The sequence below is a fragment of the Cryobacterium sp. 10I5 genome, assembly GCF_035019865.1.
Lineage (GTDB): Bacteria > Actinomycetota > Actinomycetes > Actinomycetales > Microbacteriaceae > Cryobacterium > Cryobacterium breve_A.
Genome location: NZ_JASJVI010000049.1, coordinates 14,024 through 27,569, shown reverse-complemented (window position 1 = coordinate 27,569; position 13,546 = coordinate 14,024). Strand labels below are relative to the sequence as shown.

Here is a 13,546-nt window from a genome sequence, read left to right as displayed (position 1 = left end):
CCGAGCGCGCCGGCCCGGGCTACATCGTCGCCGTCGCCGGCTTCGAGGACATCACCATCGGTGAGACCCTCGCAGACCCCGACGACCCCCGCGCCCTGCCGACCATCACGGTCGACGAGCCCGCCATCTCGATGACGATCGGCACCAACACCTCGCCCATCATGGGCAAGGTCAAGGGCCACAAGCTCACCGCCCGCATGGTCAAGGACCGTCTCGACCGCGAACTCGTCGGTAACGTCTCCCTGAAGGTCGTCGACATTGGACGCCCGGACGCCTGGGAGGTCCAGGGCCGTGGCGAACTCGCCCTCGCCATCCTCGTCGAGCAGATGCGTCGCGAAGGCTTCGAACTCACCGTCGGCAAGCCCCAGGTCGTCGTGCACCGCGTCGACGGCAAGATCCACGAGCCGTACGAACACCTCACCATCGACTCGCCCGAAGAGTACCTCGGCGCGATCACCCAGCTCCTCGCAGCGCGCAAGGGCCGCATGGAGAACATGGCGAACCACGGCACCGGCTGGGTCCGGATGGAATTCATCGTTCCGTCGCGCGGCCTGATCGGCTTCCGCACCCAGTTCCTCACCGACACCCGCGGTACCGGTATCGCCAACGCGATCTTCCACGGCTACGAAGCCTGGGCCGGCCCGATCGTCACCCGTAACAACGGCTCGATCGTCGCCGACCGCAACGGTGTTGTGACGCCGTTCGCGATCATCGCCCTGCAGGAGCGGATGTCGTTCTTCGTCAACCCGACCGAAGAGGTCTACGAAGGCATGGTCATCGGCGAGAACTCGCGCGCCGACGACATGGACGTCAACATCACCAAGGAAAAGAAACTGACCAACATGCGTCAGTCCACTTCCGACACCTTCGAGTCGATGACGCCGTCGCGTCAGCTGACGCTCGAGGAGTGCCTCGAGTTCGCCCGTGAAGACGAGTGCGTCGAGGTGACCCCCGCGATCGTGCGTATCCGCAAGGTCGAGCTCGCGGCATCCGCTCGCGCACGCAACGTCTCGCGCATCAAGAAGCAGGACGCCAACTAGTCCCAGCTTGGCGGCGGCGCCGGCGGTTACGCTCTGGTACACCAGGGTGGCACCGCCGGCGCCGCTTTTTTGGTCCCCGAGAATGAGGAAATGACGAAGATGACGACATCCCTGCTCCACGTCCGAGTCCTGGCGACGATCGCCCTCACCCTGCTCGGCGGCACGCTGCTGACCGGATGCACCGCCGACGCGGCTCAGAACGCCGTGAACGGGGCCGTGCAGGGCGCGACCAACGGAGACGTGAGCCTCGGCGGCGCACTCCCGTCCGGCTGGCCGGCCGAGGTGCCGATCGTCGAGGGCAAGATCCTGTTCGCCGCGGTCCAGAAGGGGGACAAGCCGGGCTGGACCGTCACCGTGAAGGCGACGTCGACCGACCCGATCGCCGAGGCAACCCGGTCCCTGACCGCAGCGGGGTTCGTGGCCGGCGGCGACGTGTCCGCGACGGTCGGCTCCGCCGGTCTGGTCTCGATGAAGAACGACCGCTACTCCGTGGTCGTCGCCGGCAATTCCGACGGCCTGCTCTACACGGTCACTCCGGTCTCCTGACCTCCCAGCCCCGAACTCGTCACGGGGCGACGTCGATGAGGACCTTGCCGACCACTCCGGCCTCGACGGCGGCGTGCGCGTCGGCCGTGCGCTCGAGCGGAAAGCGGTGCAGGGGCAGGCCCGAGTCGGCGCCGACACGGAGGGCGCCGTCACTGATGGCCGCACCGATGTCGGCAGCCGCGGCATCGAGGAGGTCCCGGCCGAGCGTGTAGAGCAGCTGGAACTGGTACCGCACGTTGAGGGTCATCTGGGCGCGGATGTCGAGCGTGAGCGGCTCTCCCGAGGTCGCGTAGACCGCGATCGAGCCGCGGGTGCGGATCACGGCCGTGTTGAGCGCCGCATTCTGCGCGGGAGCGACTTCGACGACCAGGTCGACACCGTCGGGCGCCAGTGCTCGGATGGCGCGGGCGGCATCCGCCTCGCGGTAGTTCACGACGTGGTGCGTGCCGGCGGCGGATGCGAGTGCGCCCTTCTCAGCGCCGCTGACGGTGCTGATGACGGTCGCCCCCGCCCAGCGGGCCAGTTCGATGGCCGCGTGGCCGACCGCACCTGCCCCGCCGGCCACCAGCACGGTCCGTCCGGTGAGAGCACCGGGGGAGAGGCGCCGGGGGCCGTCCTCCGCGACGGTGAGGGCGCGGTGCGCGGTCATCGCCGGAACGCCGAGGGTCGCCCCGAGGTCGAAGCTCGCCGAGTCCGGCAGTGGGTACACCCGCTCGGCCGGGAGCACGGTGTAGTCCTGCGCGGTGCCGCCGGAGGCGAGCCCGTAGGCGGCGATCGCCGTCCAGACCCGGTCGCCGACGCGCAGCCGGTCGACGCCGGCGCCGACGGCGTCGACGATGCCGGCGCCGTCCTGGTTCGGCACGACCTCGGGGAACGCAAGCGCCTCGCCGGGCTTGCTGCCCGCGCGCGACTTCCAGTCGGTGGGGTTCACGCCCGAGACGAGGATGCGCACGCGCACCTCGCCGGGGCCGGGCTGCGGCAGATCGCGTTCGACGACACGGAGGACGTCGGGGGTGCCGGTTTCGCTGTAGACGATTGCTCTCATATCCGTTCCAACGCCGCGGCGGTAGAAAAGGTTCCCGCTGCGGCACGGAATCGGTGGGACGGGGTCAGCGTCCCACGAATCAGCGGCCCCGGAAGAAGTCGGCGAGCAGCGGGGCCAGCACGGCCTGGTCGACGTCGTGATCCTGGCCGGGCACGGTGAGCACCCTGCCGTCGGCGACCGAGGACGCCACCGCCTGGGCCGCACGGGCCGCCCAGGCCGGGCTTCGGCCGCCGGCGAGTGCCAGCGTGGGCGCCGTGATGGCGGCCAGGCGCTCCCGAGGGGGCACCCCGTCGCCCGTCAGGGCGAGTTCGTGCGGCAGGGTGGGGGCGAGGTGCACGAGTCCCGGCCAGAACGGTGCTGACGTGACGTAGCCCACGGCCGCGTCGTCCATTCCGGTGATGCGGAGGAAGAGTGCTGCGGCGGCAGCGGGGTCCCCGGCGTCGAGGGCGGCCTGGAGGCCGAGGTCGTCCGCCGGGGTGGGGTGCTCCGGGTCGGCGGTGTACGGCGGTTCGTAGACCGCAAGTCGGGTGATGGGCACTCCGGCCGCGGCGGCCTCGATCGCCAGGATCGCCCCGGAGGAGTGGCCGTACACTCCGGCTGCGCCTCCCGCCTCGGCGATGAGGGCGGCCAGGTCCTCGATCTCGCGTTCGACCGCGTACGGCGCGGATTCCGGGCTCTCGCCCTTGCCGCGCCGGTCGAAGGTGAACACCGTGACGTCTTCCGCGAGCAAGGTCACGAGCGGATAGGGGGAGGACCGGGTGTTGAAGGCGCCGCCGATGACGATGACCGGGTCGCCGGAACCGAGCCGGTCGTACGCGATCCGAGTGCCGTCTGCCGACCGGACGAATTCGGGCATCTGGGTCTCCTCTGGCGATGGTGCGGAGGGTTCAGCGGGCGATGGTGGCCATCGCCGGGGTGTCGACGCGCGGGGCGACGATCGAACGCCCGGCCCGGTTGCGGGCGCTGGTCATCAGGAACATGGTGAGCACGGTTCCGGTATACACGAGCCAGGCCACCAGCGACAGCCAGGTGGTTTCCGGCGAGAAGTTCAGCGTGCCCTTCAGCAGCGTGCCGTACCAGCTCTCCGGCGGGATGGCGGCGCTCACGTCGAAGGCGAGGAGGTGCTCGCCGGGCAGGATGCCGGACTCCTGCAGGTCGTGCACGCCGTAGGAGAGCACCCCCGCTGCGACGACGATCAGGATCGCACCGCTCCAGGTGAAGAACCGCGCGAGGTTGATCTTGAGCATGCCGAAGTAGATGAGCGCGCCGAGGCCGACGGCGGTCAGGATGCCGAGCGCCGCCCCGATCAGCGGCAGCGTGGTCTCGCCGGTGGACTGCACGGCGGCCCAGATGAACAGGGCCGTCTCGATGCCTTCCCGCCCGACGGCGAGGAAGGCGACCAGGACGAGGCCGACGCCCGTGCCGACGAGGGAGCGGTCGATGGTGCCGCGGAGGTGACCGCTCAGGTCGCGGGCCGTGCGCAGCATCCAGAAGACCATCCTGGTGACCAGGCCGGTCGCGGCGATGGAGAGCGAGCCGGCGATGGCCGGTTCGGCGGTTTCCGGGAGGCTCGCGGTTCCGAAGGTGAGCACGGCGCCGATCGTGAGGGCGAGGAGCACGGCGAGGCCGACGCCCGTCCACAGCCGGCCGAGCAGGTCGCGGCGGGCGATCTTCACGAGGTAGGCGACGAGGATGGTGACGATGAGGGCACCCTCGAGACCCTCACGGAGTCCGATCAGGTAATTGGCGAGCACGGCACTCCGGTCTGGTCTGGATACAGATGCAGCATCACGATAGCACGAGGATGGTTAGCCTACCCTTACCGATTCCTCCATGATCCTGAGAATCCGCGAGGGTTGCTCCGAGACCCGGACAGTCGCGGCAGGGACGGGCGGGCGGATTCGACGCGGCGGCGGTCAGGCGAAGAGGGCGGCGCCGAGGTAGCTGCCGCGGGCGGCGCCCGGCGGGACCGCGAAGAGTGCCGAACCGACGTGCCGCACGTACTCGTTCATGGCGTCGTGCCGAGCGAGGGCGAGCTGCACGGTCGTGAAGTGGGAGGGCCGGCGCTGGTAGCTGATGAAGAACAGCCCGGCCTCGAGCCGGCCGAGGTCGTCGTTGCCGTCCACGAAGTTGTAGCCGCGCCGCAGCAACTGAACGCCGTTGTTCTGGGCCGGGTGCGCGAGGCGCATGTGCGAGGCCCTGTCGATCAGCGGGGTGCCGTCCTTGCCGGTGGCGGCGAAGTCGGGCTCGGTGAACTCGGTGCCGCCGGAGAGCGGGGCACCCTCGCCCTTGGTGCGGCCGAACACGGTCTCCTGTTCGCGCAGTGCGGTGCGATCCCAGGTCTCGATCGTCATCCGGATCCGCCGGGCGACGAGGTAGGAGCCCCCGGCGAGCCACGCGGGGCCGTCGCCCGCGCCGACCCAGACCTGTTCGTCGACGACGGCCGGCTGTTCGGCCTTGACGTTGGCGGTGCCGTCCTTGAAGCCGAAGAGGTTGCGTGGGGTGGCCTGGCTCGTGCTCGTCGACGAGGTGCGGCCGAAGCCGAGCTGGGACCAGCGGATCGCCGCGCGGCCAAAGGCGATCCTGGACAGGTTGCGGATCGCGTGCACCGCGACCTGGGGGTCGTCTGCGCAGGCCTGGATGCAGAGGTCGCCGCCGCTGCGTGCGGCATCGAGCTGGTCTCCTGGAAAGTGCGGCAGCTCGGCGAGGGCGTGGGGGCGGGCGGATGCGATGCCGAACCTGTCCACGCCTGCGCTCGTCGTAAAGAGCGTCGGGCCGAAGCCGACCGTGATCGTCAGGCCGGCCGGAGGCAGCCCGAATGCCTCGCCGGTGTCCTCGGGCGGGGCGTCGTACGACCCGCCGACCGCACCGAAATCGCCGATGTCGTGGCCGGCGGTCAGGGCCGCGGCCGCGGTGGTCCAGTCCTGCAGCAGGGAGATCAGGTCGGCGCGGGTGGCACCTGGCGCGAGGTCGAATGCCGCGAAGTGCAGCCGGTCCTGGGCGGGCGTCACGATGCCGGCCTGGTGCTCCTGGTAGAACGGGTAGACGGTGCTGCCCGCGGCCGGGGCGCCCGCTGCTGCGAGGGCCTGGACTCCACGGTCCGCCGCGATGCCGAGTCCGACACCGGCAACGCCGGCCCCGGCGAGTCCGAAGAGTCCGCGGCGGGAAATGCCGCGCGGGGCCTCCGCTGGTGCCCCGACTGCGGGCAACGTCGCCGACGCGTTCGCGCCGGCATCCGCCTGGCCGTCCCCTTCCTCCCGCGAGAGCGGAGTTTCGGCCCCTTCGGCGCGCGGGAAGGGGCCATTTTTCCGCTTTCGCGAATCGCCGCCCTTCATCACAGGACGAGGGCCGCGGTCAGCCGGCCGAGGGGTTCGGCGAGGGCGTTGACCTGGTCGGCGAGGCCCTTGACGGTGCCGGTGGACAGGTCGGTGTAGAGCACGAAGCCGTCGCCGACGCGCTGGGCGTCGAGGAGGGTCTGCAGAGCGGCGAAGCGGGTGTCGAGGGTCTCGGCGAGAGCGGCGTCCTTCTGCACGAGCACGTCCCGCACCCCGGCGTAGAGCACCCGGGCGCCGTCGACGTTGGCCTGGAAGTCCCAGAGGTCGGTGTGCGACCAGACCTCCTCCTCGCCGGTGACCTTGCCGCTCGCGACCTCGTCGAGGAGGCCGATCGCGCCGTTGGTCTGCTGGGCGAGGGTGAAGGTGAGCGGCTGCACCTTCTCGTTCAGGGTCGCCGTGTCCGCGACGAGCAGTCCGGCCAGGCGAGCGCGCTCGGCGGCGGGGTATGCGGCGAAGCCGGCTTCGGCGTCGGCGGGCCAGAGGTCCTTCTCGATGGCGTGCCAGCCGGTCCAGTCCTGGCCTTCTTCGAGGTCGGCCTCGCGCAGGTCGAGCTTCGGGTCCAGGTCGCCGAAGGATTCGGCGACGGTCTCGACGCGTTCCCAGTGCGCGCGGGTGGCCGCATAGAGTCCGCGGGCGGTGTTGTCGTCGCCGGCGGTGTACGCGGCGGCGAATGCGGCGGTCCCGGTGACGAGCTGGCCGATCTGGTCCTTCACGTAGGAGGCGTAGTTGGTGTTCGCGGTGTCGATGCGGGCGGCGAGGTCGGCCTCGCCCGGGGCGTTCGTCGCGGCATCCGCTGCGCTGGATGGGGTCACGGTAAACGGGGCCTGGCCGATGCCGGTACCGGTCATGCCGGGCTTGCACGCGGTGAAGTAGCTGCCGGCGCTCAGGTCGACGACGAGGGTGCGGCTGAGACCGGGGCCGATGTTCTCGGCCTCCCCCACGATGCGGAGCTGATCGTCGCCGAGGAGGTAGAACTCGGTGACCTGGTCCCCGGAGTTCGAGACGGTGAACGTCACGTTGCCTGCGGACGCCGTTGAGCCCGACACGGTGCAGGCCGTCGCGCTGCTGTCGACGGTCAGGGCGGCGTGCGTCGCTCCGGGCGCCGAGGCGTTCGGGACGCAGCCGGTGAGGGCGAGTGCGGTCGCCGCGGCGAGGGCGGCGAGGGGAAGGAGGCGGGGCTGCATGGAGTCCTTAGGGCTGGCGAATGGTCGTGAGGGACGAACGGGCCGCCGGGCGGATGCCGGGAGCCCGGGCATCCATCGGTGCGGGATGGTCGGCGGCAGGGCGGGGTGTCGACGGGTCGGTGGAACAGGCGCCCGAACGAATTCGACGGAGTTTTGTTCGACGGGGTTTTTCGGGTCTACGGCCCGTCAGGCCCCGGTCAGGACCTTGTCGGGCAGAGTCTCCGTCGACGTGGTGCGGGGGCGGCGGCCGCTGCGGACCGCCCGGACAAAGAACGTGAGCGTGGTGCCGACGTAGGCGACCCAGACCAGCAGTTCGAGCCAGGTCGTCGCGGGGGAGAAGTTGAGCGTTCCCTTGAGCAGGGTGCCGTACCAGCTGTCCGGCGGGATGGCCGCGCTCACGTCGAAGGCGATGCTGTGCAGGCCGGGCAGCACCCCGGCCTCCTGCAGGTCGTGCACTCCGTAGGAGAGCACGCCGGCCGCGACGATGATGAGGATGCCGCCGGTCCAGGTGAAGAATTTCGACAGGTTGATCCGCAGCATCCCCGAGTAGATCAGCCAGCCGAGCCCCGCTGCCGTGAGAATGCCAAGGGCCGCGCCGAGGAGCGGCAGGGTGGTCGCCCCGGTCGCCTGCACGGCGGCCCAGAGGAACAGCGCCGTTTCGATGCCCTCGCGGCCGACGGCGATGAAGGCGACGATGACCAGCCCGAGTCCGGTGCCGAGCAGGGACTTGTCGATGCTGCCCCGGAGCTGGCTCGAGAGGGTGCGTGCGGTGCGCAGCATCCAGAACACCATCCAGGTCACGAGCCCCGTCGCGGCGATGGAGAGCACACCGCCGATCGTCTCCTGCGCGGCGAACGAGAGGGTGGAGGTGCCGTAGGTGAGCAGGGCGCCGATGCCGAGCGCGAGGAGCACGGCGAGGCCGACGCCGGCCCAGATGCGCGGCAGAACGTCTTTCCGCCCGATCTTGACGACGTAGGCGACGAGGATCGTCACGATGAGTGCGGCTTCGAGGCCCTCACGGAGGCCGATCAGATAGTTTGCGAGCACGGTTTCCTGGTCTTCGGGAGCGGTCGAGGTTGGTAAGGCTATCCTTACTCGAGCGACTCTACCGGCGGTCGTCCGGGAATGTCCAGTTATTATTCTCGGGTGGGTGTCCGCCAATCCGACCCTGGGGAGCTCATCGATGGTCATGTCCGGCAGTGCAGAACGTGTCGTCTTCGTGCACGACCGCCCCGGCGACGAGGCCTGGTTCACCGGCGGCACCATCGCCCGCCTGCGCGGGGATGACGCAGAGGTCGTCGTGCTCTTCGGCGCCCGGGCGCCCGGTGACACCGGCGACAGCACCTCGGGCGCGAGCTCCGATTCGCGCGCGGCGCTCTCCGCACTCGGGGTCAGCGACTGGCGCGTCCTGCCCGCGACAGCAGACCCGGCCGCAGCCGTTCGCGCCGTGCTCGACGAGGTCGGGGCGACGGCGATCGTGATCGGCGCGCGCAGCGAGGTGCTCCAGGTCGCCGCAACGGATGCCGCCCATTCTTCCCGTGTGCCGGTCTTCGTGAGCCGCGGGGTCACCGAGGCGATCGGGCAGCGGATCGTCGCGATCGACGTCAGTGATCACCTCGAGCAGAAGCTCGCCGCCCTCTCCGCGTACCCGGACCGGTGGACCGTGGATGGACGCGTCGTGTCCGCCGTTCGCCCGGGGGACCCGGCCGGGACGGTGACGGGAACCGAAACCTACCTGCGGGCCGCGCTGTCGGCCGCTGTCGGCGGCAGTCCCGAGGCATCCGCCGCCCGGACGCCGCCGGGAGCGGACCCGGAGAGTGCGGCGGAGGAGGGCTCCCCGCCGGACGTCGCGAAACCGGAGTCCCCGGCTCCGGCCAGCGCCTTCGCAACCGGGGCGTTGCGGGCCGTCGCGAGCCTCGTCGCGCTCGCCGCCGGCGTGGTCTTCGGGGTGCTCGGCACGGTGGCGCACCAGGCCACCGTCGTGCTCGGCCCCGTGACCGTGCCCATCGGTCTCGTGCTCGCGACCCTGGCCGCGAGCGCCCTGCTCGTCGGCCTCCGGCTCGTGCTCGACGACCGGGTGGTCGTGCTCGCGTGCACGATCGGCCTCGTCGGATCGATCTTCCTGCTGTCTCTGAAAAGCACCGGCGGCTCCGTGCTCGTGCCCGCCGGCCTCACCGGCACCCTCTGGACGGTGCTGCCGACCCTCGTCGCCTCGCTCGTCCTGGCGTGGCCGCGGCTCCCGCAGCGGAGGGCCCAGCCGGACCGGGGCGCCTGAGCCGCACCCTGAGTCCCGACGGGCTGAGTCCCGACGGGGGGCGCTTGACCTAGACTGGACGTTCAGCTTGTGAAGGGAGCTCCCCGCTCGTGACCTATGTCATTGCCCTGCCGTGTGTCGACGTGAAAGACCGCGCCTGCGTGGACGAATGCCCGGTCGACTGCATTTACGAGGGCGATCGTTCCCTCTACATCCACCCGGATGAATGCGTCGACTGCGGTGCCTGCGAACCGGTCTGCCCCGTCGAGGCGATCTACTACGAGGACGATGTTCCCGAGCAGTGGGCCGAGTACTACAAGGCCAACGTCGAATTCTTCGATGACATCGGGTCTCCCGGCGGCGCCGCGAAGGTCGGCGTGATCCACAAGGACCACCCGATCATCGCCGTCCTGCCCCCGCAGGTCTAACCGGCCGTGCTCAAGCCGCTCCCCGACTACCCGTGGGACCAGATGGCGCCGTACGCCGCCCAGGCCCGAGCGCACGCGGACGGCATCGTCGACCTGTCGATCGGGTCGCCCGTCGACCCGACGCCCGACGTGGTCCGCACCGCCCTCGCCGAGGCGACGGATGCGCACGCGTACCCGCAGACCGTCGGCACGCCTGAGCTTCAGGCCGCGATCGTCGGCTGGTATGCCCGCCGTCGCGGCGTCACCGGGCTGACGGCCGCCAATGTGCTTCCCACGATCGGTTCCAAGGAGCTCGTCGCCCTCCTGCCCTTCATGCTCGGGCTCGGCGAGGGGGACACCGTCGTGCACCCGCTTGCGGCATACCCCACCTACGCGATCGGCGCCGCGATGGCCGGATGCGACGCGTTCGCCTCCGACGACCCGGCCGCGTGGCCGTCCACGACGAGGCTCATCTGGCTGAACAGCCCGGGCAATCCCGACGGCCGCGTGCTGTCGGTGTCCGAGCTGCGTGCCGCCGTCGAAGGGGCGCGGGAGCTCGGGGCCGTCATCGTCTCCGATGAGTGTTATGCCGAGCTCGGCTGGGCCGGACCCTGGGCGTCCGAACCGATTCCCAGCATCCTCGACCCGCGCGTGATCGGCACCGACCGCCGCAACGTGCTCGCGATCTACTCCCTCAGCAAGCAGTCGAACATGGCCGGCTACCGGGGCGCCTTCGCGGCCGGCTGCGCCGACGTGCTCGCTCGGGTGCTCACCGTGCGGAAGCACGCCGGCCTGATGCTGCCGCAGCCTCTCCAGGCCGCGATGGTCGCCGCCCTCGGCGACGACGCCCACGTGGCGGCGCAGCGCGAGAGGTACCGGGGCAGGCGTGCCGTGCTTCTGCCGGCGATCGAGGCCGCCGGGTACCGCATCGACCGGAGTGAGGCCGGCCTCTACCTGTGGGCGACGAAGGGGGTCGACTGCTGGCAGTCGATCGCCGAACTCGCCGGTCTCGGGATCCTCGCCGGGCCGGGATCCTTCTACGGGGACGGGTATCCGCACCACGTCCGATTCTCGCTCACGGCGACGGATGAACGTATCCACGCAGCGGCCGCTCGGCTCCGGTCGCTAGAGTAGCAACTGCCCACGGTGTACCCGGACCGGGTAACATCAACATTCTTGTAGTACTCCTCCGGTTAAACTGCCGAAAGTTTGGCGGATGCAACAGTAGGTGGCGGGGCCGATTAGGCTGTATCCGCTTGGACGTCTCCAGCCACACCGGTGTGCCATGGCGGCCACCCTCAGTCCGTAAGGCAGTGATTCAGTGACACTCAGTGATATTCAGGGAGGCGCCGTGAGCGACGTCGTACAGCGAACACCGTCCATCGATCCCCTGGGGGCGACACTCGCCTTCCCAGGGGGCATCGCAGAGTTCCCGATCGCCCACGGGACCGAGGGCCCTTCCGGCATCGACATCTCGACACTGACCAAGCAGACCGGGCTCGTCACCCTGGACTCCGGCTTCGTCAACACCGCGGCGACCCGATCGGCGATCACCTACATCGACGGCGGCAAGGGCATCCTGCGTTACCGCGGCTACCCGATCGAGCAGATCGCCCAGAACTCCAACTTCCTCGAGACCGCGTGGCTGCTCATCTACGGCGAGCTGCCGAGCGCGGGCGAACTCGAGGCGTTCGACAAGCGCATCCGCAAGCACACCCTGCTGCACGAGGACATGCGCCGCTTCTTCGACGTGCTGCCGTTCAACGCGCACCCGATGTCCGTGCTCGCCTCCGGAGTCTCCGCGATGGCCGCGTACTACCAGGACTCGCTCGACCCGAACGACCCGGATCAGGTCGAGACGGCCACGATCCACCTCCTCGCCAAGCTCCCGGTGATGGCGGCATACGCCCACAAGAAGAGCGTCGGCCAGGCCTTCCTCTATCCGGACAACTCCCTCGGCTACGTCGACAACTTCCTCAAGCTCATCTTCGGGACCCTCGCGGAGCCCTACGAGGTCGATCCCGTGGTGAGCAAGGCGCTCGAGCGCCTGCTGATGCTGCACGAAGACCACGAGCAGAACGCCTCGACGTCGACCGTGCGCCTCGTCGGCTCGACGGAGGCCAACCTGTTCGCGTCGGTGTCCGCCGGCATCAGCGCCCTCTCCGGTCCGCTGCACGGCGGGGCGAACGAGGCCGTGCTCAAGATGCTCGGTGAGATCAGGGCCTCGGGCGAGAGCGTCGAGAAGTTCGTCGAACGCGTCAAGAACAAGGAACAGGGCGTGCGCCTGATGGGCTTCGGCCACCGGGTCTACAAGAACTACGACCCGCGCGCGACCCTCGTCAAGGAGAGCGCCGACGAGGTGCTCGCCGCCCTCGGCGTCAAGGACGACCTCCTCGACATCGCCAAGGAACTCGAGCACATCGCGCTCAACGACGACTACTTCCGCGAACGCAAGCTCTACCCCAACGTCGACTTCTACACCGGCGTCATCTACAAGGCGATGGGCTTCCCGACCAGCATGTTCACGGTCCTCTTCGCCGTGGGCCGCCTGCCGGGCTGGGTCGCGCACTGGCGTGAGATGAACGCGGACCCGACCACGAAGATCGGCCGTCCGCAGCAGTTGTACACGGGTTCCCCGGCCAGGGACTTCCCCCGCCGCTAGGCGCACTCACAGAACGACGGATGCCCGGCACGCGATCGCGCGCCGGGCATCCGTTTTCGTCGTACCCGGGGTCAGGCGTGCAGCTGGTCGTTCAGGACGATGCCGTTCCCGCTGCGGGCGAGCACCTCGACGGCGCCGGACATCGAATTGCGGCGGAAGAGCAGGTTGGGTACCCCGGAGAGCTCGACGGCCTTCATCGTCTGCATGCGACCGTCCGCGGTGCGCGGCCGGTCGGGCAGGGACACCTTCGTGCCCGCCGTGACGTAGAGCCCGGCCTCGACGACGGAATCGTCGCCGATCGAGATGCCGATGCCGGAGTTCGCGCCGAGCAGGGCCCGCTCGCCGATGCGGACGCGTTCGGTGCCACCGCCGGAGAGGGTGCCCATGATCGAGGCGCCGCCGCCGATGTCCGCTCCGTTGCCGACGACGACCCCCTGCGAGATGCGCCCTTCGACCATGGAGACGCCGAGGGTGCCCGCGTTGAAGTTCACGAAACCCTCGTGCATGACCGTGGTGCCGGGGGAGAGGTAGGCGCCGAGACGCACCCGGGACGCATCCGCGATCCGCACCCGGTCCGGTGTGACGTAGTTCAGCAGCGGCGGGAACTTGTCCACGCCGCCGGCCTGGATGCCCGCACGCTGCAGCGCCGGCCGCAGCCGGTCGAAGTCTGCGGGCAGCATCGGTCCGGCGTTCGTCCACACCACGACGGGCAGGTGGCCGAAGATGCCGTCGAGGTTGATGCTGTTGGGCCTGACGAGCAGGTGCGAGAGCAGGTGCAGGCGCAGGTAGGCGTCAGAGGTGCCCGCCGGCGGGGAGGCGAGGTCGATCTCGATCGTCACGGTCTCAAGTCGCACGGCACGCCGCGGGTCTGCCCCGGCGAGTTCGGAGACCGAGGCCGGCACGATCCAGCGGTCGCGGCCGACGGGCAGCGAGCCGAGCAGGGGAGCGGGGAACCAGGTGTCCAGGACCGTGCCGTCCTCGGCGACGGTGGCCAGGCCATAGCCCCAGGCGGTGGCGGGAACGGTGGACTGCGGGGACTCTGTCTCGGTCATTCCTCTAGATTAGTAGGGTGA

General features: G+C 69.9%; 12 protein-coding genes and 1 pseudogene. 6 read left to right on the top strand and 7 right to left on the bottom strand.

Features of this window, described 5'->3' with window-relative positions; translation table 11 throughout:
- Positions 1–1,040, top strand: a pseudogene (locus QN350_RS12740) (translational GTPase TypA); the annotation flags it as partial.
- Positions 1,041–1,130: 90 nt separating this feature from the next.
- The gene (locus QN350_RS12735) at positions 1,131–1,586 is read left to right on the top strand and encodes a hypothetical protein (protein ID WP_322139317.1); all 456 of its coding nucleotides are present in this window, start codon (positions 1,131–1,133) and stop codon (positions 1,584–1,586) included.
- A gap of 19 nt (positions 1,587–1,605) precedes the next feature.
- Here the strand turns inward: QN350_RS12735 and QN350_RS12730 are convergent, their stop codons facing one another.
- From QN350_RS12730 to efeU (QN350_RS12705), 6 genes are all read right to left on the bottom strand, one after another.
- On the bottom strand, positions 1,606–2,631 hold the full coding sequence (locus tag QN350_RS12730; RefSeq protein ID WP_322139318.1) for an NADPH:quinone reductase: 1,026 nt from the start codon (positions 2,629–2,631) through the stop codon (positions 1,606–1,608).
- A 79-nt stretch (positions 2,632–2,710) separates the two neighbouring features.
- Positions 2,711–3,487 carry an alpha/beta fold hydrolase gene (locus QN350_RS12725; RefSeq protein WP_322139319.1) on the bottom strand — a complete coding sequence of 259 codons (777 nt, stop codon included), beginning with the start codon at positions 3,485–3,487 and terminating at the stop codon, positions 2,711–2,713.
- A gap of 31 nt (positions 3,488–3,518) precedes the next feature.
- Complete coding sequence (efeU, locus tag QN350_RS12720) at positions 3,519–4,385, bottom strand: iron uptake transporter permease EfeU (protein ID WP_323516492.1); 867 nt, start codon at positions 4,383–4,385, stop codon at positions 3,519–3,521.
- A 162-nt stretch (positions 4,386–4,547) separates the two neighbouring features.
- On the bottom strand, positions 4,548–5,966 hold the full coding sequence (efeB, locus tag QN350_RS12715; RefSeq protein WP_322139320.1) for an iron uptake transporter deferrochelatase/peroxidase subunit: 1,419 nt from the start codon (positions 5,964–5,966) through the stop codon (positions 4,548–4,550).
- Positions 5,966–7,150 (bottom strand): iron uptake system protein EfeO, encoded by a 1,185-nt coding sequence (efeO, locus tag QN350_RS12710; protein ID WP_322139321.1) that lies wholly within the window; start codon positions 7,148–7,150, stop codon positions 5,966–5,968. The genes efeB and efeO overlap by 1 nt, the downstream gene beginning before the upstream one ends.
- Before the next feature lie 186 nt (positions 7,151–7,336).
- Positions 7,337–8,197 carry an iron uptake transporter permease EfeU gene (gene efeU, locus QN350_RS12705; RefSeq protein ID WP_323516490.1) on the bottom strand — a complete coding sequence of 287 codons (861 nt, stop codon included), beginning with the start codon at positions 8,195–8,197 and terminating at the stop codon, positions 7,337–7,339.
- A gap of 103 nt (positions 8,198–8,300) precedes the next feature.
- Here efeU (QN350_RS12705) and QN350_RS12700 point away from each other — a divergent pair, with 103 nt between their 5' ends.
- The 4 genes from QN350_RS12700 to QN350_RS12685 all read left to right on the top strand — a co-directional run bounded on the left by QN350_RS12700 (position 8,301) and on the right by QN350_RS12685 (position 12,473).
- Entirely contained in the window at positions 8,301–9,425 is a 1,125-nt protein-coding gene (locus tag QN350_RS12700; protein ID WP_323502817.1) for a hypothetical protein, read from the top strand.
- A gap of 89 nt (positions 9,426–9,514) precedes the next feature.
- Positions 9,515–9,832, top strand: a complete 318-nt coding sequence (fdxA, locus tag QN350_RS12695; RefSeq protein ID WP_104099174.1) for a ferredoxin — start codon at positions 9,515–9,517, stop codon at positions 9,830–9,832.
- Between the two features lie 6 nt (positions 9,833–9,838).
- On the top strand, positions 9,839–10,945 hold the full coding sequence (gene dapC, locus QN350_RS12690) for a succinyldiaminopimelate transaminase (RefSeq protein ID WP_323516488.1): 1,107 nt from the start codon (positions 9,839–9,841) through the stop codon (positions 10,943–10,945).
- A 217-nt stretch (positions 10,946–11,162) separates the two neighbouring features.
- Entirely contained in the window at positions 11,163–12,473 is a 1,311-nt protein-coding gene (locus tag QN350_RS12685; RefSeq protein ID WP_322139324.1) for a citrate synthase, read from the top strand.
- Positions 12,474–12,544: 71 nt separating this feature from the next.
- Here the strand turns inward: QN350_RS12685 and dapD are convergent, their stop codons facing one another.
- Positions 12,545–13,525 (bottom strand): 2,3,4,5-tetrahydropyridine-2,6-dicarboxylate N-succinyltransferase, encoded by a 981-nt coding sequence (dapD, locus tag QN350_RS12680; protein WP_323502822.1) that lies wholly within the window; start codon positions 13,523–13,525, stop codon positions 12,545–12,547.
- Positions 13,526–13,546: the final 21 nt, after the last annotated feature.